This is a genomic window from Staphylococcus sp. NWU MK-U1 (assembly GCF_033283505.1).
GTDB classification, from domain to species: domain Bacteria; phylum Bacillota; class Bacilli; order Staphylococcales; family Staphylococcaceae; genus Staphylococcus; species Staphylococcus haemolyticus.
Map to the genome: position 1 here is coordinate 356,182 of NZ_JAVSMG010000001.1, position 25,629 is coordinate 381,810.

The following is a 25,629-nucleotide window of genomic DNA, read 5'->3' on the forward strand; positions in this document are numbered from 1 at the left end:
AATTATTCAGTCGTTTCAATTAATCCATATTTACCGTCTTTACGTTTATAAACAATACTTGTACCATCTGTTTCACGATCAGTGAAGATATAGAAATCATGTCCTAATAATTCCATTTGTAATACTGCTTCTTCAGAATCCATTGGTTTTAAGCTAAATTGTTTAGAACGGATAATCTCAATTTCACTATCATTTGTTGGTTCAACATTAACGTCATCAACAGTTTCTGGCGGTGCTTCTTGTACTTCAGCTACAAACGCTTCTGGTTCTCCATGCGTTTTATGCTTACGATTAACACGTGTTTTATATTTACGTACTTGACGTTCTAATTTGCTAGTAACTAAATCAATACCTGCATATAAATCATCATGTCTTTCTTCTGCTCTTAATGTAACATTCTTCAATGGAATTGTTACTTCGATTTTAGTTGTAGAATTTTGATACGTTTTTACTTTAACGTGTGCGACTGCATTAGGCACATCGTTAAAATAACGTTCAAGTTTACCAATTTTGTCCTCAATATAGTTGCGGATGGCATCTGTAATAGTGAGGTTATCTCCATGAATTTCAAATCTAATCATAGCTATCTCTCCTTTAACCTCTTATGTTGGTAATTCTTACTATTATAATACCACGTTTAACCTATCTTGAAAACGTAAACACTTTGAATTTTCTGACATTTTTATCGTATAATTTACATCCTGCATGATGAATTGTTAATCCTGTTGTATAAATATCATCAACGAGTAATATTTCTTTATCAGTTAAGTCCACATCTTCTTTAATATAAAAAGGATTTATAGCTCTTGCTCTCTCTACTTTCCCAAGTTTTGACTGTTTGGGACGCAATTCAGTTGCCAATAGGTTCGATTATTGAACCCCCATTTTTTCTAATATTGTTGCGACTGGGTTAAATGTTCTTTGAGTGTCTCGTTCAATTGGAGATGGAATTGGTACAATCAGATCATAAGATGTTTTTGGTAATTTGAGTTGTGAGGCTATAACCTCAGCTAAATAATAATCTTTCATTAGTTTGTATTGCTGTATCATTTCTTTCATAATACCGGAATATTGGTAGTCACAATAAAGCTGTTCCATTAGTTTAAAATTTTTAGCTAAAAATTGACAATCCAAGCAGTCATTTTCTTTATTATCCCGATAATTTAAGCACTTAGGACAACGTTGGTCATTCTTAATTAATTTCACACTATCCCACATTTCTAGACATGATGAACACATACGTTGAGGTACTCGATAAAAGTTAAAAACATTAAGCGATTCATATATTGGCAATCCGCATTGTATACATTTAACCAATTACCCACCCACGTTCTATACCTAATCGATTCATTTTTTTAATTTCTCTTTTAGCTTGTATCATAGCTATACTCACACCTTCATGCATAAATATCACTTTTCCTGTAGGTGCTTCTTGTTTACGACCAACCCGACCCGCAATTTGAATAAGTGCAGCCTTTTCAAAAGTATGTGCATTGATGACAATGACATCTAATTGTGCCATTGTAAAACCTCTTTCTAAAATTGTTGTCGTAAAAACGATTGCATGTTCACCGTTTCGTAGTGCTTGAACTTTGCTAAATCGTAGTGCATCTTTGCTTGAAACATAGATTAAATCTGAAAATTGGTAACGATAATGTTCGTACGTCTTTACCATCAATTCAATATTGTTAAAGAATACTAGTGTGTATCGTTTTTCGGTAATTTGATTCATTAAAATTCTTTTCAATTTAAGTTGTATATGCTTAACGTTTAATTTGAAATATGTGAAATTGGGGACAGGTAGTGGATGTTTATGGAAACGCGCAGGTAATGTAATGATTTGCTCAGAAGATAAAAGGTTCAACAGCTTTTTCGGAGGTGTTGCCGTCATAAATATGTGGCTATGTTTTTGTTTTGATGATAATCGAATTGCCTCCATAAGCCGAGGATCCATTGATAAAGGAAAGGCATCAACTTCGTCGATAAATATAACATCAAAGTGAGATTTAAATCTAAACAATTGGTGAACGGTTGCAACAATGAAGTGACCATTATATTGTTGTTGGCTACTTTGGTGTAATACATCTATGTCTTCTGAAATGAATGCTTCTTTAATGCGCAAACTAATTTCTACTACAACATCTACTCTTGGGGATACTATGGCTACATTAAACCCAAGTTGGCGCGCTACCCGTATACCTTCACACATCATTTCAGTCTTACCCGCACCAGTAACCGCATATAATAATAATGGGTGAAGCGTTTTAATTGCTTGTACAATGGCCTCTGAAGCATATTGTTGTTGTTCTGATAATTGAAAGGGTAAGTCGTAATATCCATCAGAAATAGCATTCTCACTTTGCGTAATTCTAAATTCTGTAATATTGTCCATGCGCCCTAATTGTATACAATACCTACAATAAATAATACGTTCTTCTGAAAAGGGTGTTTCATATTCATACATATAACGTTTATCTGAATTGCCACATTGAAGACATTGATAATTATCATCTGTAGCGATAATAACAGGTGTAATTTGAATAACTGTCTCATCACTTAACGCCACATCTGGACTAACTAACTTTCCGTAAAATTTTATTACGAATCACTCCTTTTAAAATAAAAAAGCCTAAAAGATGTTAAAAAAGTATTGAAACACTATGTGCTAAACAATACTTTCTTAAACGCTTTTAGACTTAAATTATCAACAATTAATTAATTTCGATTTTTCTTGGGAAATATCCTAAACCTAATCCGCCTGAACCAAGGTGAGATGCAATAACTGGTCCAAATTCTGAATACTGGATATTGATGTTTGGATATGTTTCTTTTAAATGGTTATAAAAGTCTTTACCTTCATCAATTTTATCACCATTAATTACAAAAACGGTCACTTCATCAATATCTTTAATAATTTCAAAGATATTCTCTTCTAATGTATTAAATGCACGTTTTTTAGTACGTACCTTTTCAAAAGGATGAATTTTGCCATCTTTTTCGAAACGAAGTACAGGTTTCATTTTTAATAATGTTCCAACCCATGCTTGAGCACCAGTTATACGTCCGCTTTTTTGTAAATTCTTAAGATCATCAACAATTAAGTAAGCACCAGCTTGTTCTCGGATTTCTTGTAATTCTTCAATAATTACTTCTGGTGTAAATCCTTTGTCAATGAGTTCCTTAGCATAGATTGTATAACTTCCATCAATCATCGCTGCCAATTTACTATCAAACGTATGAACATTGACGCCCTCTACCATTTCTCCAGCTTGTGTAGCTGATTGATAGCTGCCACTTATACCACTTGATAAAGTAATCACAATAATATCAGTGTAGCCTTTATCTCTTAACTTCTCATAATTCTCAATCCATTCTCCAATAGCCGGTTGACTTGTTGTTGGGAATGTTTTAGATGAGGCCATTTTATTATAAAAACGTTCAATTGGTACGTTATCATTCTCAGTAAACGTTTCTCCATCATCAAATGCAACACTTAATGGTGCAATAGGTATCTCATATTGGTCCATAAAGTCTTGTGGTAGATACCCAGTTGAATCTGCCATTAATGCGATTTTCATAGTAGTCCTCCTCAATTATACTCAAAGCTATTATAAATTATTTTTATTAAAAAAGAAATTCATAATCAGATATTTATTCATTTAAAATGAAGCGTGTATAATAAAGGTCAAATATTCTTTTTATTTATTGGAGGTGAACATCTTTGAGCAATCATATTATTACGATTAAACAGGAACATTCGATTGAAAATGTCATTAATAAATCTAGATTCATCGCACATATCAAACCTGTTTCATCAGAGGATGAAGCTAAAGCATTCATAAACGAAATTAAGCAACAACACAAAGAGGCTACGCATAACTGTTCAGCTTATACAGTCGGTGATCAAATGAATATTCAGAAAGCCAATGATGATGGTGAACCAAGTGGCACTGCGGGTGTCCCTATGCTTGATATTTTAAAAAAACTAGATGTACATAATGTTTGTGTCGTTGTTACTCGATACTTTGGGGGTATTAAACTTGGTGGTGGCGGACTTATACGGGCATATAGTGGTGCTGTTAGAGACGTCATTTATGATATAGGACGTGTAGAACTGCGTGATGCTATTCCTACTACCGTGACTATCAATTATGATTTAACTGGAAAGTTAGAATATGAATTGGCCTCTACAACGTACTTTCTAAGAGATACCACTTATACCGATAAGGTTAGTTATCAAATTGATGTCGTACAAACTGAATATGATGACTTTATTGCATTTTTAAATAAGAACACAGCTGGAAATTTCGAATTGCATGAAGCGGACGTAAAGAAATTACCTTTTGATATACCCACTAATTAATAAAAAACCTTGTTTGTATAACACTACTTAATCATTTAAGTAGTTATTACAAACAAGGCTTTATTTTTTATCATGTTGATCAACACCATTATTACCGTGATGTTGTTCATTCTTTTTTGTTATTAAATTAAGTATCGGACGGTAACTATCATCAATCAAACCTGTAAATTCAACAATCAATTCAATTGTGATAACAATTAAAATGAACATTAGGAGTACACCTAAAGGTTGAGATAAGTATAAAATGATACTTGATAAACTAAATAAAATCGCTATTGAATAAATTAATAATACCGTTTGTCTATGGCTATATCCTAAAGCTAAAAGTTTATGATGCAAATGCGACTTATCTGCTTGCATAATATGCTGACCATTTCGCATTCTTCGAATCATTGCAAATAACGTATCAATAAATGGTACAGCTAAAATCACAATTGGGAAAAACAATGAAATAAATGTGATGTTCTTAAAGCCAAGTAAGGATAGAAAACCAATGATAAATCCTATCAGTAGTGCACCACTATCCCCTAAAAAGATCTTAGCCGGGTGAAAGTTGAAACATAGAAATCCTAATAATGATCCTATTAGTACACTACAAATCATGATAATAAATACATTAGCTTGTAAAATCGCAATAAAAGCAATTGTAATAAGACCAATTGCAGATACTCCAGAAGCCAGTCCGTCTAAACCATCAATTAAATTGATAGCATTAGTTATCGCCACAATCCAAATAATGGTAATCGGTATACTTAATATTCCAAAATGAATTGTCGGGCCCATAGGAAACGAAATAAAATCTATGGTAATTCCATAAAATGCTACGATTGAAGCTGCGACAATTTGACCAATTAACTTTAAAATAGGCTTTAAATCATAAATATCATCAATTAATCCTACTAAATACATAACTATAGCCCCCATAACTAAGGGCTTAACTTCTCTTTCAATCGGATGTCCAAGCCAGATTCCTATTAAGAAAGAAAGTAGTATAACAGTACCACCCAATACTGAAACTGGTTTTGTATGTACTTTTCTAAAATTTGGCCTATCTACTAAATCAAATTTAATAGAGACCTTTATAATCATAGGTGTTAATATTAAACTGATTACCAATGTTACAGCAATAAGTAGTAAAGTATACATCAGTTCACCTTCAATAAATCTCTTTTAATTTTACATATTTGCGAGTTATCTATTCATTCTATTTAAACAATTTTCAAATCATTTTTGTATTGGACTATAGTTGTAAATTACTAACTATTCTTTAAATAGTTCATTAAACTTCAACTATTTTACCCTATTTCTTCAAATTAATCCTTATTTTTTAATTAATTGTAAATTTTTTGTAAAGATAATCAATTTATATCATATCACTTCAGTATTCATTTGAATATAAAAGTTCAAATATTCTATCTATTTTATTTATGTAATCTGATACAACTTAATGACAAATGGTAAGTTTTCACTTACAATAACTAATGGTTAAATTAAAGGAGTCGATTCCAATATGATTGAATCTATCATTTATAATGTTGCAGTTATGGTAGCTGGCATTTATTTATTTCATCGATTACAATATTCCGAAAATAAAATAATGGTCTTTTCAAAAGGCTATGTCACTGTATTAATGACGATTGTTGCATTGCTACTTGCAGCTTATCCAATTCCATTCCATCAAGAGTACTTAGTTCATTTAACATTTGTCCCATTGTTATTTTTAGGACGCTTTACTAATATGGGCTATACGCTTGTATCGGCAGTTATCGTTGCTTTAGTAGAAGTGTTCGCATTTGGAAACTCACTTCTTTATGGTGTAGTACTTATTGTAATAGGTATCATTGTAAGTATGGTTGGACCTTTTTTAAAACAAAATGACATTGTAGCTTTAGTCGTTTTAAATTTGATTAGTGTTATTATTTTACTTATTTTATCTATCTTTAGTCCGCTATATGATCTTACTGAAATCGCATTTTTAGTCCCAATTTCATTCGTTTTAACCATCGCTTCTGCAATTACATTTGTAGATATGTGGCACTTCTTTTCATTAGTCACACGCTATGAAAATGAAGATAAGTATGACTATCTTACTGGACTAGGTAATGTAAAAGAATTTGATAGACATTTAAATCATGTATCTCAGATTGCTGAGGATAAAAATGAAAGTCTTGCCTTATTATTAATTGATATAGATGGTTTTAAAGATGTAAATGATACGTATTCACATAAATCTGGTGATGCTGTGCTCAAACAAATGTCACAGTTATTGAAGAATTATGTACCAAAGCAGTTTCAAATTTTTCGTAATGGCGGCGAAGAATTTTCAGTCGTGATTCGTAATTACTCATTGGATCAAAGCGTTAAATTAGCTGAAAATATTCGAACAGGTGTTGAAAAGTCTTCATTCCACTTACCAAATAAGGAAGTCATAAAATTATCTGTCTCTATTGGTGTAGGTTACCTTTCGCAAGATGACCATAAATCACAACGAAAAGTCTTCAAAGATGCCGATGATATGGTTCACGTTGCTAAGAATGAAGGTCGTAATCAAGTGATGTTTAATCCAATCATTAAATTATAGAAACATAAAAGAAGTCAACATATTGATTAACCAAATTATTAATATATCTGGTTATCTAAATATGTTGACTTTTTTATATGTAATTATACTTAATTTCATGTTAGCAACGGCCTAGATGTGGTATGAATACTAAGCGTACTATTGCAAGTTGCGTGTGCAAGTTGTACACTTCAAATTGTCTATTGAAATAAATTCAATTATCTAATGTTACGGAGGTGCCGTTTATGTCAGATTCAATCACTATTATCGATGAAAATAAAGTGATTGATGTAGTTTTAATAGCTGGTAGAATTCTTTTAGAAGCTGGTGCGGAAACTTATCGTGTTGAAGATACGATGAATCGTATAGCTCATAGTTATGGTTTACATGATACATATAGCTTTGTAACATCAACAGCCATTATCTTTTCACTCAATGATCGAACAAATACACGACTTATTAGAATCCGTGAACGTACTACAGATTTAGAAAAAATCGCACTCACTAATAGTTTATCTAGAAAAATTTCCAGAAATGAATTAACCATTGATGAAGCAAAGTCTGAATTAATTCATTTGCGCCGAGCATCATTGCAATATTCATTTTTACTAAACTTTTTTGCTGCTGCAATTGCCTGCGGATTCTTTTTATTCATGTTTGGCGGTGTAGCATCTGACTGCTGGATTGCTGTTATAGCTGGTGGAGCTGCTTTTCTTACTTTTAGTTTAGTACAGCGTTTTATTCAAATTAAATTCTTCTCAGAATTCGTTGCTTCCGCTGTCGTCATCACGATTGCAGCCACATTTACCAAACTTGGTATTGCCACGAATCAAAATATCATTACCATTTCAAGTGTAATGCCACTTGTACCTGGTATATTAATCTGTAATGCAATTCGAGATTTAATGGCTGGTGAATTATTAGCTGGAATGTCTAGAGGCGTGGAAGCTGCATTAACTTCATTCGCCATCGGTGCTGGTGTAGCCATCGTTTTACTAATTATTTAAGAAAGGCTGTTTATAAATGTTATTTTATTTATTCCATTTTACAATTAGTTTCATTTCTACAGTACTCTTCTCAATTATTTTCAATGCACCGAAGCGACTACTCGCAGCATGTGGTTTTGTAGGTGCTGTAGCATGGACAATTTATCAATTCACTGTAGATATGGATTTAGGAAAAGTAGGTGCCTCATTTCTAGGAAGTTTAATACTCGGGTTACTTAGCCATGTTATGAGTCGTCGTTATAAGCGCCCTGTTATCATTTTTATAGTGCCCGGAATTATTCCACTTGTTCCAGGTGGAACTGCATATGAAGCAACACGTTATCTAGTCTCAAATGATTATACGCAAGCAGTGAATACTTTCTTAGAAGTTACACTTATTTCTGGTTCAATCGCATTCGGCATTTTAGTAGCAGAAATCCTCTACTATATTTACACACGTATAAAGCAGTATTATGATAAAATTAAAGGTAAAACATATAGAAAATCATATAATATGAATAATAGAGTCTAAGGGGATGTCTTGCTATGAAAGCACAGCTTATAGATAGATTATCACGTTACGTAAAAATCGATACACAATCTAATCCGGAATCTTCAACTACACCTTCTACTGAGAAGCAATGGGATTTATTGCGTTTATTACAACAAGAACTTGAAGGTTTTGGCTTAGAAACGGATCTCGACGACAATGGATATTTATTTGCGACGTTAGAAAGCAATGTATCTTTCGACGTCCCTACCGTTGGGTTTCTGGCACATGTTGATACATCACCAGATTTTAATGCCAGCAATGTGAATCCGCAAATTGTAGAACAATATGATGGTAAAACAATTAAATTAGGTGATACTGGTCGAGTATTGAGTCAAGAAACTTTTCCAGAATTAAAAAAACTTATAGGTCATACGCTAATGATTACTGACGGCACATCACTGTTAGGTGCAGATGATAAAGCTGGAGTTGTCGAAATCATGGAAGCAGTAAAATATTTAATAGAACACCCAGAAATCAAGCATGGTCGAATCCGTATCGCATTCACGCCAGACGAAGAAATTGGACGAGGTCCTCATAAATTCGATGTGGAACGTTTCAATGCAGATTTCGCTTATACAATGGACGGCAGTGAATTTGGAGAATTACAATTTGAAAGTTTTAATGCCGCTGAGGCTAAGATAACTACACATGGTGTGAATGTCCATCCAGGATCTGCTAAAAACATCATGGTCAATGCTATCTCATTAGGCCATCAATTTCATAGTCTACTACCCGCTGGCGAAGTTCCTGAACGTACGGAAGACTATGAGGGATTTTATCATTTGATGAAATTCGAAGGTAATGTTGAAAAAGCAACATTACAGTATATCATTCGTGATCATGATAAAGAATCATTCGAATTACGTAAGAAAAAATTATTAGAAATTCGTGACGATATTAATGTCCATTATGAAGATTTCCCAGTGAAAGTAGATATAGAAGATCAATATTATAATATGGCTGAAAAGATTGAACCACATCCATATATTATTGATATTCCTAAAAAAGTGTTTAAAGATTTAAATATAGAACCAAACACTGCACCTATTCGTGGTGGAACTGATGGTTCACAATTATCATTTAAAGGCTTACCAACTCCTAATATATTTACAGGTTGCGGTAATTTCCATGGACCTTTTGAATATGCGTCAATCGATGTAATGGAGAAAGCAGTGCAAGTCATCATTGGTATTGCTCAAGAAGTCACACATCACCATAAATAAACATAACGAATAAGGCAAACCACAATTACCATGATTATATAGGTAATTGCGGTTTGCCTTTTGTTAGTTATTCATTTATGCATTATTTAATGTCGTTTTTAATAATCTAAGTGCTTGAACAGTAAAGTGTCGGATTTGTATACCCATTTTAAAGTCTGTGTATCTTTCTGGCATCTCAACGAAAGTATTAAACATTGCTGTAACATGGTACTGATCAAAGACATCAAATTTGTCATCAGTCGCACAAATAGCAATCGCAGGTTTATTATGTTTTTGCGCTAATTCTGCAATCGTTAAAGTCGTTGTTTCAAGTAAATGATCCTCTTCTTTAACACCTTCACCAAAGATGATTAAATCTGCCTGAGAAACTAAATCATCTAAATGTGTTATTTGGTTAACCAATTCATGACTTGTTAATATTTCAGCATCGTACAATCCATTTAATAATGCTGCAATACCACCACCAGCGCCACCTCTATCGATAGGGCCCATAGCAATTTTCATTTCATTTTTAACAAGCTCACTGAAGTACCAAATTAAATTATCTATTTCTGCAGCTTTTTCTCGTGTCATTTGATGTGTTTCATACGTCTTCATAATTTCACTATGCTTACCATATAATTTACTAGAAAAATCAGACATCAATTTAATATGTGCATCCTTGAAATTTTGAGGTATTGCAGAAAAATCTATTCGACGAATAAATTTAATCACTTGAGCACCTTCACGTGCATCTAGAAGTTCTCCTTCATCATTATAGAATTGAGCACCTAAAGCTTGCATCATCCCAATACCACCATCGAAACTATCGATGCCACCAAGTGAAATAACAATGTTATCGGCTCCATTATTCAGTGCATCTATAATTACTTCTCCTAAACCGTAACTTGAACGTTGTTCAACCGGTTTTTGTCCTTTTATAAATAAATTCCCCTCAATTATAGTTAATCCTTGTTCAGTTTGACCATAAACTGTTTCGACTTCCTTCATATCCGCATCATGCACATTTACTCTATATTTCGTACCTGATTGCCATAAGAACACTGAATCCATTAGTTCATGACGCCCATTAAATAATGGCACTTGTACAATATCAGCATCTTCAATTTGACTGGCTACCGCTTCTTCAACGAAGCGATTCGCTTGATAACTTGAGATTATACCGTTAAATTCATCCATTGCTACTAATATTTTCATCTGTTATTCACCTCATGCCATTTTCTTTATTTATATATTGATTTAGATGTTATACATTCGACTTCACTTTCACATTATACATGGGTTGTCTCTACTTTTCATAATAATAGCTGCTGCAAATAGATAAATAAAAACAGGAGTGACACGGAATTCATCTAGAATTCATTGCTCACTCCTGCATGGATGACTAAAGCTGAGAAGCCATCGTGTGGCCAGTCTCTCAGATTTGTCAGTTACTGCGCTTTATAATGCAGTCTAAACTATTATTTTTAACCTAAACGCGTTTACTATTTTTAATTGTTGATAGTTGTTATTCTTCAGCTTGAGCTAATGAAGATACATTAATATCACTGTGACTAGCATTCCAAGTTGCTTCACCATCAATAAAATAGAACGCTTGTGGCGATTCATGTTTCACATTTGTCTTTTCAGCGATATAGTCAGAAAGTTTTCTTTCTTCTTGGACGACTAAGTAATAGCCATCCATATCTCTTTCATATAAAAATTTATTAAATTGATCGTATGCATCTGCTGAGATTGGACAAGTATCACTATGTTTTAATACAAATACATATTTATTATCTTTAAGTACTTGCTCAAACTGGTCAATCGAACTCAGCTTTATAGCCATTCTATTCACCTCTAAAATTATTTATGCCCATGTTGCTCTTTATAATCTTTATAAACTACTCAATGGGTTCAATTATACACATTTCAAAGTCCATTGTTAACCAAAAATTTTAATTTTATCAACTATGTCTATCTATTGCTTTTTTAACTTTTTCAAATCTTCGTAAAAACCATTATTATCCTTACTTAATTCTTTACCCGTTTTCGGTAACTTTTCTACATCAATTTTAGAAAGTTTTTTCTCTATTTCAATCGTAGTTTCTCGCGTATCATAGTAATTCAATAAATTATAATACATTTCAATCGCATTTTTGCGAGCACTGTTGACTTTTGGGTCAGTAATATTGGTTTGGTTTAATTCTGTAATTTGCTTCTCAATTAACGGTTTAATATGTTCGTCAATTGCTTTCTTAGAATTAGTATCATCACTTTCTAAGTATTTTTGTGCAGCTTCTTTAAGATTTTGATTGTTACTTTCAATTTTAGATGTTAACTGATTGGCATCTTCTTGATTATTTGCCTTTTTAATTTGCGTTTCTACTTGTGAGCGATTACTTTCAAATAACTTTGTATAATCCAAGATATCTTCATTCGCCTTAATTGACTTATTACATAAATCTACAAAGGTTTTAATATCATATATAGATTGTTTTTCCTGTTTTACATTTTCTAAGTACTTGTTCTTTAAGTCTTTAACATCTTGATGTTCAGCTGGTAATTGTTTAGCTGACTTTTCATATTTTTTAAATTGAGGAATTAAGTGTTTGTTAATATCTCTCTGTAGTGCTTCAAACTCTCTTTTATTCTTATCAGTGGTGTCCGTCTTGCTCAATTGATCCAATTGTTTCAAGTGAATCTTGTCCATTACAGTTTTAAGATCTTTCTTCTCATCTTCAACCTTATTAAGTTGTGTTTGAAAATCCTTTAAGTCCGCGCTACTTTGATTGCCACACGATGAGAGCAATATGCCACATATCAACATTATAGAAAGTATTGCTAATTTCTTCATAAATGCACTCCTATCAACACGTATTATACCTAAAGCTATTTATATTGAAAATGATTTGTGTTATAGTATTTCAGAATTTGTCAAAACTTATAATTTAAAGGAGATACGAATGTACTCAACCGTTCAACCTTTTATTCATGACGACACTCAATCTGAATATGACACATTATATCAAACAACTAAAACATCATTATTCAACTTGCTAGATTCTCCTGTAAAGTTCACGCAACATATTGGAGGTACAAGTCATTTTAATTATGCAACAGAGCCCATTTTAGATGTTTTAGTTGGTGTAAATAATTTACATGATATCACAGCTCTAGATGAGAAACGATTAAATTATTTAGGCTTTTACCGTCTCCATCATCCCTATAAGAAGAAAGTTATGATGGCTAAGTTTAATAATATGATTGATTTGAGACAAACCATTCGCTTACACATCATTCAAATGGACACACCCTTATTTAAACAGTATGTTGAAGTAGACAAAGCACTTGCAACACAATCAGATATAGCACGTCACTTTTCAGAAAAAAAGACTTCTATTGTCCAACATATTAATTATATAAGACCATACGAAAATCAAAAACAGAAATACTTTGAAGATATATTTCAAAAGTTGTAAAACTTTGAATTCTGTTGTCGTTTTCGCAAATCATCTATAAAATTGCTATAATAAAAATTAGATTATAGAAGAGAAGAAAGGATGTACTTATGTTAAAGCAAGAAGACATCTTACAAGATTTAAAATCCTTAATACCTGAAGATATTATCAAAGTAAATGAACCTTTAAAACGATATACATACACCGAGACAGGTGGAAATGCAGACTTTTATTTATCTCCCACTAATAATGAGGATGTACAAGCTATTGTAAGATACGCTAAAGAAAAAGATATCCCGGTCACATACCTCGGAAATGGGTCAAACATTATTATTCGTGAAGGCGGCATTCGTGGTATTGTTATTAGCTTATTATCATTAAAGCATATTAATGTTTCTGATGATGCTATTATTGCTGGAAGCGGTGCTGCAATTATAGATGTTTCACGTGCTGCTAGAGACCATGTGTTAACAGGTTTAGAATTTGCTTGTGGCATTCCAGGTTCTGTTGGAGGAGCTGTTTACATGAATGCTGGCGCATATGGCGGTGAAATCAAAGATTGTATCGACTACGCGCTTTGTGTTAATGAAGAAGGTGATTTAATTCAGTTTACTAATAAAGAATTAGAATTAGATTACAGAAATAGTATTGTACAAAAGCAACATTTAGTTGTACTTGAAGCTGCTTTTACACTTGAACCAGGAAAATTAGACGAAATTCAAGCGAAGATGGATGACTTAACTGAACGCCGTGAGTCTAAACAACCACTAGAATACCCATCATGTGGTAGTGTGTTCCAAAGACCACCCGGTCATTTTGCAGGAAAATTAATACAAGATTCAGATTTACAAGGTTATCGTGTTGGTGGCGTAGAAGTTTCTAAAAAACATGCAGGATTCATGGTTAATGTAGATAATGGAACAGCTACTGATTATGAAGATCTAATTCATCACGTACAAAAAGTAGTGAAAGAAAAATTCGATGTCGAACTTCATCGTGAAGTTCGTATTATTGGAGAGCATCCTGAAGAATAGCAACTATATATGTTGATGGGAGACGATGAATGATGCCAAAGGTTTATGGCTCACTTGTAGACAATGAAACACGATGCACACATTACCATACTTTTTTAGATGTTATAGCAATAAAATTCAAATGCTGCAATAAATATTATCCGTGTTATCAATGTCACGAAGAACACGAAACACATCCTATCAAAAGATGGTCAGAACAAGAATTTGATGAAAAGGCAATTATGTGTGGTGTATGTAAACATGAAATGTCTATTCAAGATTATATGATGACAGAGCTATGTCCTAAATGCCAAGCACATTTTAATAGTCGTTGTAAATTCCACTATCATTTATATTTTGAATTATAATAAAGGCTTAGTAACGATTGAAAGATTGTTACTAAGCCTTTATGCTTTAGGTTTTTATTATTTTAATTTTTTCAAGATTTGATTTAATTCATCAATTTGTTTGATTGTTGTTGAAGTTGAACCAGCGCTAAAGTACCATAGTTTAGGATCTAATTCATAAACATTACCATTTTTAACTGCATTTACATCTTTAATTACATCATTAGATAACGTTTGTTTTGCACTTGATTTGCCACTTACAACTTGTCCTCTATCCATTGCTAAAATAATATCTGGATTTTTACTTGTAATATACTCATTATTAATATTTTGGCCATGTGGACTTGCTTTAACATGCTCATCTGTAGGTTTAAATCCTAATGTATCGTAGATTAAATCTCCAAATCTACCACCTGGTCCAAATGTAGATAATTCACCTTCATTAACTAAAAGATATATTGTTTTCTTATCTAATTTTTCAACTTTCGCTTTTGTATCCGCTATTTTTTTATTCAACTCTTCAATTAATGATTTAGCTTTATCTTCTTTACCATAAATTTTTCCTAATTTAGTTGTTACAGATTTCATATCATTTATATAATTTTTCTCACTGGCACCAACATAAACGATTTTAGCGTCTGGTGCAGCTTTTTTAAGTTCATCTATATTCTTCACTGTTGCTGTTCTTCCATAAATATAAATGACCTCTGGTTTAGCTTTAGCTATTTTATCAAAATTAATTTGTATTAAATTACCAGTATTGATGTATTTATCATCTTTGAATTCTGAAAGAAATTCAGGTAACGCAGCATTTTTCTCACCTTTAGGTAATCCAATAATGCGGTCTTGAACGCCAAACGCTTTTAATACATCAACAGCACCATAATCAAAGACATTTGCACGTTTTGGATTCTTCGGCACATCAACAGTTTCTTTAATTTCTTTGGCATCACTTTTATCTTTTTTCTCGCCTCTTGTCTTATAATTTATTTTCAATTTGAACAATGTCTTTATTGTCATTCTTCTTCGAAGTATCATTGTTACCGTCAGAGCTTTTACCACACGCTGTTAAGACTAAAGCAAGACTTAATATTAAAAACAAAATTATTTTCTTCATCGTTGCAACATCCTCTAGTTGTATTATTAAGTGATAACGATTATCAATATCACTTAAAATTATATTACTTTATTATAAAATAATTTTCAACACTAATTTTATTCAAAAAAATATCGCCCTATTCTGGGCGATATTGAAAACTTATACCATCAATTTATTTATCGACTACTTCTTCTAATTCATCAATTTGTTTCATAGTTGTTGTAGTTGAACCAGAAGCAAAGTACCATAATTTAGGATCTAATTGATATACTTTATCATTTTTAACTGCTTTAACGTCTTTAATAACATTATTACTTAACACTTTTTTAGCAGTTGATTCTCCGCCTACAACTTCACCACGGTCCATTGCTAAAATAACATCTGGATTATGCTTGCTAATATATTCATTATTTACATTTTGACCATGTGGACTATTGCTAACATTCTCATCTGCTGGTTTAAAGCCTAAAGTATCAAATACTAAACCACCAAATCGACCTTTAGGACCAAATGTTGATAATTCACCTTCATTTACCAATAAATACATTACAGTTTTATTGAACTTCTTAGTTTCATCTTTCATTTCAGATATTTTTTCATCTAAGTCTTCGTTAATGTCTTTGGCTTTATCTTCTTTATCGTAAATTTTACCTAAGTTTTCAGTGTTTTTCTTCATGTCTTTAACTAAGTTTTTCTCATCCGCACCTACGTAAACGATTTTAGCGTCTGGTGCAGCTTTTTTGAATTCATCTAAATTCTTCTGATTTGCCGTTCTACCTGATATAAATATAACTTCTGGTTTAGCAGCAGCTACTTTGTCAAAATTAACTTCTTTAAGATTTCCAGTGTTAACATATTTATCATCTTTAAATTCTTTTAAGAAATCAGGTAATGATTCGTTGTTTTCACCTTTTGGTAAGCCTTTTACTTTATCAGCCACACCTAATTCTTTAAGTACATCTAAAGCACCATAATCTAAGACTACTGCATTTTTAGGATTTTTAGGAACTTCAACAGTGTTGCTTACTTTCTTAGCGTCACTACCATCTCGTTCTTTACCTGAAGCTTCGAAATTATTTTTAATTTTCACAGTTTCTTTTGAATCTTTGCTGTCACTCTTAGAACCCGAATCGTTACTACTTGATCCATTACTACAAGCTGATAAAACTAATACTAAAGATAATACTAAAAATAAGACTGTTTTTTTCATATGTACGACTCCTCTAAAAATATTTAACCTTTATGCTGCGCATCAATTGGACTTCTCTCTTGTCTACGTCTTCGAATAGCATCACCCCTTTGAAATATGAGGTTAAATTATTTAATTATAAAAGTGAGTCAAAAGTGTCTTCATCGTAATACAAACAAATTCGTTGTCCTCTAATTTCTTCGATATGAACATCCATCTCGTATAATTGTTTTAAAATCTCAGCTTGTATAACGTTATCTTTTGTATCTGCTTTGACAATTTCACCATTTTTTAGTGCAATGATGTCATCTGAATAACATGAAGCAAAATTTATATCGTGTAGAACAATGACAATCGTTTTATTTAAGTCTTTGCAGAGGCGGCGTAACGTCTGCATAATCTGTACAGAATGTTTCATATCTAGGTTGTTTAACGGTTCATCTAATAATATATAATCTGTATCTTGAGCAATTGTCATTGCAATATAAGCACGTTGTCTTTGACCACCAGATAACGTTTTTATATTTCGATGACGAATACTCTGGAGTTGCAATAAGTCTAGAGCATATTCAACTTGTTCATAATCTTCTTTCTTCATACGACCTTTTGAATATGGAAATCGACCAAAATTAACTAATTGCTCAACTGTTATATTCATTTCTGTATGATTTGTTTGTTTTAAAATACTTAATTTTTTAGCTAAATCATCATTTTTATAATCTACGACAGCTTTACCTTCAATCTTAATTGTTCCCTTTTCATACTCAAACAGACGACTAACAGCAGACAGTAAAGTACTTTTACCGGCGCCATTAGGTCCTATAAGCGATGTTAGTCTACCTTTTTGAATGTCGACGTTAATATTTTTTAAAATTGGCTTATTCTGTATAGCTTTGTCTAAATTTTTTATTTCAATCAATTTGCACTTCTCCTTTTGACAAGTAAGTAAATGAAGTAACTTCCACCGATTAAATCAATGATTAAGCTAAACTCTGTTGTCGCTTCAAATAAATTCTCAACGACCCATTGCGCCATAAATAAACTAATCCAACTAATTAATATCGTCGCTGGCAATATATATTTATGTTCATATGTCTTCATTAATTCATGGGCTAAATTTACAGTTAGTAATCCTAAAAATGTAACAGGACCAACTAAAGCAGTGGAAATAGAAACTAATAGTGCCACTAATATGAGTAGCAAGCGCGTCATTGTCTCGTAAGAAACACCTAAATTTATTGCTTGTGCTCTTCCAAGTAGTAGTACATCTAAATATGGACGCATTATCACGGTAATAATAATTAAGACAAGCAATAAACATGTAGATACTAATACCAATCGTGAGTTTGATGCTTCGAAACTCGCAAACATGGCACTTTGAACCGCTAAGAATGACTCAGGATCCATGATTAATTGAATAAAGCTAGTAATGCTTCGGAAGAATGTTCCTAAGATGACTCCTACAAGTAAAATGAAATACACTGAGAAATGTCCTAATTTAAACATGCCTTCAAAAAGCAATAATGAAAATAAGACCATCGCAATTAACGTCACAAAAAAGTTTAAATACACATTTGTAACCACTGCAGCTTGTGTACCGACTAAAAAAACTGGCAACACTTTTACAAATAGATAAACGGAGTCGAGACCCATGATTGATGGTGTTAATAATCGATTCGTTGTAATTGCTTGAAATATAACAACTGATGCCCCTATAGCACCACCAACAATGAGTATAAGTATTAATTTTCTTAATCGACTCTGAAATTGATATTGAAAAATTTCAAAGTCTAAACCTACTAATAAGTAAAATGCTGCCATGCAAATTGTCGCAATAATTAATATGATGATTTTCTTGTTAGAATTAATTTGCATAATGCTTTCTACCTTTCATTAGTAAGATTAGGAATATCACTGTCCCAAATACACCTATCGTTAATCCTATATTAATTTCATAAGGATAAACGATTAATCTACCGATGATATCAGCGAATAATACAAATATTGACCCTAACATCAACGTATGTGGAAGTGCATTTTTCAGATGGTCCCCTCTATACATTGAAATAATATTAGGTACAATGAGACCTAAAAATGGCAAAGTACCTACAGTAACAACAACTAAAGCCGTCAATGCTGCTGTAATAAATAATGCAATGTTTATAATTTTTTCATAACTTACACCCAAATTATGACTAAAGTCTTTCCCCATACCAGCAATCGTAAAATGATTCGCAAAAATAAATGCGATAATGAGTAATGGAACTACAAGATAAAGCACTTCATAACGTCCGCTTGTGATAATTGCAAAGTTACCATTCATCCAGTTGCCAATACTTTGTAATGCATTGGTTCTTAACGCAATAAAAGTAGTAAAGCTAGATACAATACCACCGATCATAATTCCTAATAATGGTACGAAGATAACTTCTTTAACACGAATCAAATTAATTAACTTCACAAATAAATATGTCCCTGCTAAACTCAAACCTACTGAAAATAGCAACTTGATTAGGATGTGACCTTTCGGAAAAAAGATAAGCGAAATCAAAATACCTAACTTGGCCCACTCCATTGTTCCTGCCGTAGTTGGACTTACAAATTTATTTTGCATCATCTGTTGCATAATTAATCCTGCTAACGCGAGTGAACTACCTGAAAGTAGGATACTAACCGTCCGTGGAATACGACTTGAGAACAAAATATTTTGTTGCTCTTCACTTAAGTGGAAAATATCTGAAAGAGAGAGCTGACTCACTCCAACAAATAAGGAGACTATAGTTAAACAAACTAATAAAATAAGTAAAACATAACCCTTAAATAAAAACTTCACTAATAATTCTCCTCATCTTGCTATATGTATCGATATGATAATCGTTATCATCGATAATGATTATCATTGTCGTCAATATTAATATTAAAGATTACAGACGTGAATTTCAATAGTATTTTTATACATAAGTAAATATTTATTTTTGTTCAAATACGATGTACTCTTTTTCATACAAAAATAAGCCACTAAATTCGTAGTTGTTATCAACAACATTGAATCTAGTGGCTTATTAATGTTAGTCTTTGATAATTAATTATCAAAAATGAAATCTTCGTCTTGTAAGGCTTCTACATTTAATGCCAATGTGTATCCGTCACCTTTAACTGAGAAGAAATCATGGTTTTTAGTTGTAGTATCTAATGCATTTTCAATGATAGGATTAAATTCTTTTTCTTCAAAGTATGGTTCAAAACCTAAGTTAGACAATGCTTTGTTTCCATTGTATTGGACATAGTTCAATACATCTTCACTTAAGCCGATATCATCGTACAACATATGTGTATAAGATACTTCATTAGCGTATAAATCTTCTAATAATTTATACATCTCTTTATCTGCTTTTTGTTTTTCATTTTCAGATAGTTCGTTACGTAAACTTTGAGCATCTAATCCTGTAAACACACCATGGATTGATTCATCTAGTAAAATCTTTCTAATGATTTCACCAGAAGTAGTCATTTTACCTTGTCCAGCTAAATATAAAGGATAATAGAAACCAGAGTAGAATAAGAAGGTTTCTAAAAATACACTTGATACCCTTGCAATATATTGATCATATATAGAGGCTTCTTTGCCCCACAATTTGTGATAGTTTTCAATAATTTTATCAGATTTATATTTTAAATGAGGCTCTTCTATTACCCAAGTATCTAGTAAATAGTTTGTTTCACTAGATGGAAGTAAAGTTGTAAATATATGTGAATAACTTTTCGCATGAATTTGTTCCATCATTGCCATAAATGAATACACTGCTTTTTTACGTAAGTCTGTTGTGTGTAACATAATTAACGGCATACCATCATCTGCTTGATGTGTATCCAATCCTGTTAATCCTGCTAACGCACGTTTGAATGTATTCTTCTCGTCTTCAGTTAGTGTCTTCCAACTTGCAATATCTTTTGATACTTTAAATTCTGTTTCTACCCACATTTGAGAAATATTTTGACGCCAAAACATATTCGTCATATCTTCTTGGGTATTCCAATTGACGGCCTTCATTTATAAATCCTCCTTAATTACTAAAAAGCAAATCTCATTCGTTTAGAGGATAAGTCGAGAGTCATTTTTAAGTTTTGACTCTACAACCTTCCTCCTTTTCAAAATTTGTTATCTTAAGTTTCTTAAATTAGATAGCACAGCTTGTACATTCTTCTACACTCAATAATTTGTTACGAGTATAATATAGCGATTTAAGCCCTTTATGGTGAGCATAAACATATAATCTTGATAATTCACGTGTTGAAATTTCAGAATTCACATATAAAATTGTTGAAATACCTTGGTCCACGTGTGTTTGAATCGTAGCGATTAAATCTATTAATTTCATTTGGTCAGTATTGAATGCTGATTTATAATACCACATTGTTTCAGGAGACAAGAATGGCATTGGATAAAATGTTTCAGCATTACCATAAGTACGACGTTCAATTTGATCAACAATTGGCATAACTGAACTTGTTGCATTTTGTACATAAGAAATACTTTGTGTAGGTGCAATTGCAAGTCTATATGCGTGATATAAACCATGTTGTTGAACTTGTTCTTGTAATGCTTTCCAATCTTTAGCAGTTGGAATATCAATATGATCAAATAGTCGTTTCACTTTCTCAAATTTAGGTTCAAATTCTTGAGAAGTATAAAACTCAAAGTATTTACCACTAGCATAATCTGATTGTTCAAAGTCTTGGTATACTTCTCCACGTTCTTTCGCAATTTCCATTGAACGTTCTATTGAATAATAGTTCATCATCATGAAGAAAGTATTTGCAAAGTCTTTAGCTTCCTCTGATTCATATCCTATTTTATTTTTAGCTAAATAGCCGTGTAAGTTCATTACGCCTAGACCGACAGAGTGTAACTCACTGTTAGCTTTTCTCACGCCTGGTGCATTTTGAATATTTGCTTCATCACTAACTACTGTTAATGCATCCATACCTGTATGAACAGAATCTTTAATTTTACCTGTTTCCATCACATTTACAATGTTTAATGAACCTAAGTTACATGATATGTCGCGTTTAATTTCGTCTTCGATACCATAATCATTAATCACTGATGTCTCTTGTAATTGGAAGATTTCTGTACATAAATTACTCATTTTAATTTGACCAATATTTGAATTGGCATGTACTTTGTTAGCATTATCTTTAAACATTAAGTATGGGTAACCTGATTGTAATTGTGTTTGCGCAATCATATTCAACATTTCTCTTGCGTCTTTTTTCTTCTTAACGATATTAGGGTTTGCAACCATGTCGTCATAGTATTTTTCTAAATCAATATCATCTAATGTTACACCATATTCTTGTTTAACCGTATGTGGTGCAAACATATAGAAATCTTTGCCTTCTTTTGCTAAATCAAAGAATTTAGATGGCACTATAAGACCAGTTGAAATTGTTGATAAACGTAAGTCTTCATCAGCATTTACCTTTTTAGTGTCTAAGAACTCTTCTACATCATAATGGAAGATATTCAAATATACTGCACCCGCACCTGGACGTTGGCCTAGTTGATCAGCATAGCTAAATCCGCCTTCTAATGCTTTGGCAACTGGTAGCACGCCTTTGGCTACACCTTTAATACCTTTGATGGCTTCACCACGAGCACGTAATTTAGAAAGATTTATTGCTACACCACCACCAATTTTACTTAATTGCTTGGCAGTAGAATCAATGAAATTGATAGAGTTCAAGCTATCATCTACCTCTAGTAGGAAACATGATACTAATTCACCGCGACGTGCGCGACCAGCATTCAAGAAAGTTGGAGTTGCAGGTTGATAACGTTGTTCAACCATTGCTAAGATAAATTGTTTCGCTTGCTGCTTATTACCATCCGCTAAATATAGTGCAACGATTGCGACATGTTGATTATAATCCTCTAGATATTGTGATTTATCATTAGTTTTTAGCGCATAATCTTTATAAAACTTACTAGCAGACATATAGCTTGCAAATTCAAAGTTGATAGATTTGGCGAATTCAGTGATTTCAACTAAATCTTCTTCGCTATATTTGTCAAAGACATTAAAATAAAAATTATTATCTACTAGATAGTGTAAACGTTCAATCTCACTGTCAAAATAAATTGTTTTGTCATGGATTTCTTCTAGATAAACCGCTAATGCTTCTTGATCTTTCTCCAAGTTAAAGAAACCATTGTCTTTACGTTTCGTAACTTCATTATTTAGTTCAATATGATTGTACTTTTTCTCGTTCATAATTTTCATTGAAATGCCCCACCTTATTTTTAAATTCAATAACATCTTTATTAGAACCTTGTACTTCAAATTTCATTAATAAAGGTACATGGTATTTTTCGGAAATTGTTCTACCCGCTTTCGCAAAGTTTTGTCCCCAGTTACGGTTACCACTTGCCGCAACAGCGTGTAAATTATGATGATTAACTTCTAAAAACGATTGTACTTCTTTAGGCACTTCACCAAATCCAATTGTTCCCGTAACTAAAATATAAGGTTCTTCAAATGGATCTGTACAATTATCCTTAGTAATTTCCATTACATCTGAAATTTCACTTCGTTTAATAAATCTTCTTACATTACCTGAAAAAGAAAAATAAACTACTTTCATTGGAACGCCTTCTTTCGTCAGTCCATAATATTAATTAAAAAGAAGTTCTCTTAATAGATAAGAAAACTTGCTAGACAATAAATACGACATATTTTAGACATTTAATTGGATGTCAACTAGCTGATGATTAATATACTAAAAGAAGTGACTTTCATTTCTAGCCACTACATGTAGTGTTCAGACTAAAATTTCGAGACTATTTCATCTATATGCTCGTTCGTATTAATAGTATTAAATTGGGAATTCCAACTTAAAATCAGTGTGAAATTGCCTTTAAAATGAATAATTTGTATAACACAAACTTTTTATACAACCACAACATGTTGTGGTTCATTTTAAAATTCAATACTATATTCTGTGTTTCATTATACAGAATTGCTCTCTTAATTAAAAGTAACTATTTCGTGACAAAAGTTCGGGAAAACGTCTGAATGTGCATCAGACCAAACTTAAATTGACGCAAATATTTATTTTTGAATATTTGATGTGTTTTAGTTGCATTTTTAGCAGCTAAATAAACTATTGAATTGTCGGCATTCTTGAAGTCCAATCATTTAAATTATCAATATATTTTGCACAATTATTCAAATGTTAATTATAATTTGCTTCAAAAACACGAATATAACATTTGTAAAAAAATAGTATTTAACGTGTTTTTAATATTAACAGAACGTTTGTTCGTATATAAATAATAATACATCTTGGTATTATTTTCAAGTATTCATGCATTAGCATTTGAATTATGCTACTATATATACGGTAATTTTTTACAAATGAGGCGATTAACCTTGAATCCAAAAGTTAAAGGTATTATTGCAATTTTAATTTCAGCTGTCGGTTTTAGTTTTATGTCAGTCTTTTTTAGACTCGCCGGAGATTTACCTGTATTTCAAAAATCCCTAGCTCGAAATTTTGTTGCAATGTTCATACCATTATTCTTCATATTTAAATATAAACAACCTATGTTTGGGAAATTAAGTAGCCAACCTCTTTTAATTTCTCGATCTACACTAGGCCTTATAGGTGTCTTATTAAATATATATGCTATAGATCATATGGTATTAAGCGATGCGGATACACTGATGAAACTCAACCCTTTTTGGACTATTTTACTCAGTTTAATTTTTCTTAATGAGAAAGTTCGAAAATATCAAATCATTGCTATGATTGTAGCAATCTTAGGTATGTTATTTATCGTTAAACCAGAGTTTTCTTCAACAATGATTACTTCTTTAGCTGGATTATTTTCAGGTATCTTTGCTGCCTCTGCATACACATGTGTTCGTGCATTAAGTATTAGAGAAGCACCATATACTATAGTTTTTTATTTTTCATTATTTTCAGTTGTCGTTTTAATACCGTTTTCAATCGCAACTTATGAGCCAATGACGACAATACAAATGGTTTATCTTTTAGGGGCAGGTCTTTCTGCTGCAGTTGGCCAAATCGGTATTACACTAGCCTATAGTTTTGCACCTGCAAAAGATATTTCTATCTTTACGTATGCTTCAATCATTTTCACGGCTATATTCGGATTTATTTTATTCGGTGAAACACCTGATTTCTATGCTTTAATCGGTTATGTCATTATTATTGGTGCAAGCTATTATATGTTCGAAAAGGCACGACGACAAACCGCTATAACTAAACAACAATCTAACACTAAGGAGTGATTCAATTGACTCAAGGACGTCAAAAAGAAGAACTACAAGATATTACCTTATTAGGTAATCAAAATAATAAATATGAATTTGACTATACACCAGAAGTTTTGGAAACATTTGATAATAAACACCAAGGACGCGATTACTTCGTAAAATTCAATTGTCCTGAATTTACATCTCTTTGCCCAATTACAGGTCAACCAGATTTCGCAACGATTTATATTTCGTACATTCCAAATATTAAAATGGTAGAATCTAAGTCATTGAAATTGTACTTATTTAGCTTTAGAAATCATGGGGATTTCCATGAGGATTGTATGAATATCATTATGAATGACTTAATTGACTTAATGGACCCACATTATATTGAAGTTTGGGGCAAATTCACTCCACGAGGCGGTATTTCAATAGATCCATACACTAATTATGGACGCCCAAATTCTAAATATGAGAAGATGGCTGACCACCGATTAATGAATCATGATTTATATCCAGAAAAAATAGATAACAGATAAAAGATTAACTTAACCACTAAATTGTCAAACAA

General features: G+C 32.1%; 24 protein-coding genes and 2 pseudogenes. 10 read left to right on the top strand and 16 right to left on the bottom strand.

The window, feature by feature from the left end; all coding sequences use genetic code 11:
• Positions 1–2 precede the first annotated feature (2 nt).
• From hpf to fakB1, 4 genes and pseudogenes are all read right to left on the bottom strand, one after another.
• Positions 3–581, bottom strand: a complete 579-nt coding sequence (gene hpf / locus SBL16_RS01855) for a ribosome hibernation-promoting factor, HPF/YfiA family (RefSeq protein WP_053019045.1) — start codon at positions 579–581, stop codon at positions 3–5.
• Between the two features lie 61 nt (positions 582–642).
• Positions 643–1,317, bottom strand: a pseudogene (locus tag SBL16_RS01860) (ComF family protein).
• Entirely contained in the window at positions 1,310–2,566 is a 1,257-nt protein-coding gene (locus SBL16_RS01865; RefSeq protein WP_317952538.1) for a DEAD/DEAH box helicase family protein, read from the bottom strand. Before SBL16_RS01865 ends, SBL16_RS01860 begins: the two are co-directional and overlap by 8 nt.
• Before the next feature lie 145 nt (positions 2,567–2,711).
• A complete protein-coding gene (gene fakB1 / locus SBL16_RS01870; RefSeq protein WP_107614335.1) occupies positions 2,712–3,578 on the bottom strand; it encodes a fatty acid kinase binding subunit FakB1 in 867 nt (288 codons plus the stop codon).
• Between the two features lie 143 nt (positions 3,579–3,721).
• Between fakB1 and SBL16_RS01875 the strand changes: the two genes are divergently transcribed.
• Positions 3,722–4,363, top strand: a complete 642-nt coding sequence (locus SBL16_RS01875; RefSeq protein ID WP_037536361.1) for a YigZ family protein — start codon at positions 3,722–3,724, stop codon at positions 4,361–4,363.
• 60 nt (positions 4,364–4,423) lie between these two features.
• On the opposite strand, the gene SBL16_RS01880 is transcribed toward SBL16_RS01875, so the two are convergent.
• Entirely contained in the window at positions 4,424–5,509 is a 1,086-nt protein-coding gene (locus SBL16_RS01880; RefSeq protein ID WP_107611476.1) for a glycosyltransferase family 4 protein, read from the bottom strand.
• 364 nt (positions 5,510–5,873) lie between these two features.
• Here SBL16_RS01880 and gdpS point away from each other — a divergent pair, with 364 nt between their 5' ends.
• The 4 genes from gdpS to pepT all read left to right on the top strand — a co-directional run bounded on the left by gdpS (position 5,874) and on the right by pepT (position 9,685).
• Entirely contained in the window at positions 5,874–6,944 is a 1,071-nt protein-coding gene (gene gdpS, locus SBL16_RS01885; protein ID WP_037536363.1) for a GGDEF domain-containing protein GdpS, read from the top strand.
• Positions 6,945–7,168: 224 nt separating this feature from the next.
• A complete protein-coding gene (locus tag SBL16_RS01890) occupies positions 7,169–7,930 on the top strand; it encodes a threonine/serine exporter family protein (RefSeq protein WP_037536365.1) in 762 nt (253 codons plus the stop codon).
• A 16-nt stretch (positions 7,931–7,946) separates the two neighbouring features.
• Complete coding sequence (locus tag SBL16_RS01895; RefSeq protein ID WP_011276409.1) at positions 7,947–8,441, top strand: threonine/serine exporter family protein; 495 nt, start codon at positions 7,947–7,949, stop codon at positions 8,439–8,441.
• A 14-nt stretch (positions 8,442–8,455) separates the two neighbouring features.
• Positions 8,456–9,685, top strand: a complete 1,230-nt coding sequence (gene pepT / locus SBL16_RS01900) for a peptidase T (RefSeq protein ID WP_107611477.1) — start codon at positions 8,456–8,458, stop codon at positions 9,683–9,685.
• Between the two features lie 75 nt (positions 9,686–9,760).
• Here the strand turns inward: pepT and SBL16_RS01905 are convergent, their stop codons facing one another.
• From SBL16_RS01905 to SBL16_RS01915, 3 genes are all read right to left on the bottom strand, one after another.
• Positions 9,761–10,882: a glycerate kinase gene (locus SBL16_RS01905; RefSeq protein ID WP_053017754.1), complete on the bottom strand. Its 1,122-nt coding sequence runs from the start codon at positions 10,880–10,882 to the stop codon at positions 9,761–9,763.
• A 310-nt stretch (positions 10,883–11,192) separates the two neighbouring features.
• A complete protein-coding gene (gene ytxJ / locus SBL16_RS01910; RefSeq protein ID WP_011276412.1) occupies positions 11,193–11,513 on the bottom strand; it encodes a bacillithiol system redox-active protein YtxJ in 321 nt (106 codons plus the stop codon).
• A gap of 132 nt (positions 11,514–11,645) precedes the next feature.
• Entirely contained in the window at positions 11,646–12,521 is an 876-nt protein-coding gene (locus SBL16_RS01915; RefSeq protein WP_107611478.1) for an EMYY motif lipoprotein, read from the bottom strand.
• Between the two features lie 109 nt (positions 12,522–12,630).
• Between SBL16_RS01915 and SBL16_RS01920 the strand changes: the two genes are divergently transcribed.
• The 3 genes from SBL16_RS01920 (at position 12,631) to SBL16_RS01930 (ending at position 14,506) form a co-directional block, all read left to right on the top strand.
• Positions 12,631–13,146, top strand: coding sequence for a GrpB family protein (locus SBL16_RS01920; RefSeq protein WP_107611494.1), 516 nt, complete (start codon positions 12,631–12,633; stop codon positions 13,144–13,146).
• An 89-nt stretch (positions 13,147–13,235) separates the two neighbouring features.
• Positions 13,236–14,159, top strand: coding sequence for a UDP-N-acetylmuramate dehydrogenase (gene murB, locus SBL16_RS01925; protein ID WP_107611479.1), 924 nt, complete (start codon positions 13,236–13,238; stop codon positions 14,157–14,159).
• Positions 14,160–14,191: 32 nt separating this feature from the next.
• On the top strand, positions 14,192–14,506 hold the full coding sequence (locus tag SBL16_RS01930; protein ID WP_029376644.1) for a CHY zinc finger protein: 315 nt from the start codon (positions 14,192–14,194) through the stop codon (positions 14,504–14,506).
• Between the two features lie 57 nt (positions 14,507–14,563).
• On the opposite strand, the pseudogene SBL16_RS01935 reads toward SBL16_RS01930, so the two are convergent.
• The 8 genes and pseudogenes from SBL16_RS01935 to nrdI all read right to left on the bottom strand — a co-directional run bounded on the left by SBL16_RS01935 (position 14,564) and on the right by nrdI (position 23,418).
• A pseudogene (locus tag SBL16_RS01935) lies at positions 14,564–15,602 on the bottom strand (ferrated catecholamine ABC transporter substrate-binding lipoprotein SstD).
• Positions 15,603–15,756: 154 nt separating this feature from the next.
• Positions 15,757–16,794 (bottom strand): ferrated catecholamine ABC transporter substrate-binding lipoprotein SstD, encoded by a 1,038-nt coding sequence (locus tag SBL16_RS01940; protein ID WP_016930968.1) that lies wholly within the window; start codon positions 16,792–16,794, stop codon positions 15,757–15,759.
• 115 nt (positions 16,795–16,909) lie between these two features.
• The gene (locus tag SBL16_RS01945) at positions 16,910–17,692 is read right to left on the bottom strand and encodes an ABC transporter ATP-binding protein (protein WP_011276420.1); all 783 of its coding nucleotides are present in this window, start codon (positions 17,690–17,692) and stop codon (positions 16,910–16,912) included.
• Positions 17,689–18,648, bottom strand: a complete 960-nt coding sequence (locus tag SBL16_RS01950) for an iron chelate uptake ABC transporter family permease subunit (protein WP_107611481.1) — start codon at positions 18,646–18,648, stop codon at positions 17,689–17,691. Before SBL16_RS01950 ends, SBL16_RS01945 begins: the two co-directional genes overlap by 4 nt.
• Positions 18,638–19,606, bottom strand: a complete 969-nt coding sequence (locus SBL16_RS01955) for an ABC transporter permease (protein ID WP_011276422.1) — start codon at positions 19,604–19,606, stop codon at positions 18,638–18,640. Before SBL16_RS01955 ends, SBL16_RS01950 begins: the two co-directional genes overlap by 11 nt.
• A gap of 249 nt (positions 19,607–19,855) precedes the next feature.
• Positions 19,856–20,824, bottom strand: a complete 969-nt coding sequence (gene nrdF / locus SBL16_RS01960) for a class 1b ribonucleoside-diphosphate reductase subunit beta (RefSeq protein ID WP_011276423.1) — start codon at positions 20,822–20,824, stop codon at positions 19,856–19,858.
• 127 nt (positions 20,825–20,951) lie between these two features.
• Positions 20,952–23,057, bottom strand: coding sequence for a class 1b ribonucleoside-diphosphate reductase subunit alpha (gene nrdE / locus SBL16_RS01965; protein ID WP_011276424.1), 2,106 nt, complete (start codon positions 23,055–23,057; stop codon positions 20,952–20,954).
• The gene (nrdI, locus tag SBL16_RS01970) at positions 23,020–23,418 is read right to left on the bottom strand and encodes a class Ib ribonucleoside-diphosphate reductase assembly flavoprotein NrdI (protein WP_037536384.1); all 399 of its coding nucleotides are present in this window, start codon (positions 23,416–23,418) and stop codon (positions 23,020–23,022) included. The genes nrdE and nrdI overlap by 38 nt, the downstream gene beginning before the upstream one ends.
• A gap of 788 nt (positions 23,419–24,206) precedes the next feature.
• On the opposite strand from nrdI, the gene SBL16_RS01975 reads away from it, so the two are divergent.
• Both SBL16_RS01975 and queF read left to right on the top strand, forming a co-directional pair.
• On the top strand, positions 24,207–25,091 hold the full coding sequence (locus SBL16_RS01975) for a DMT family transporter (RefSeq protein WP_160380477.1): 885 nt from the start codon (positions 24,207–24,209) through the stop codon (positions 25,089–25,091).
• 5 nt (positions 25,092–25,096) lie between these two features.
• Entirely contained in the window at positions 25,097–25,597 is a 501-nt protein-coding gene (gene queF / locus SBL16_RS01980) for a preQ(1) synthase (RefSeq protein ID WP_107611484.1), read from the top strand.
• Positions 25,598–25,629 lie beyond the last annotated feature (32 nt).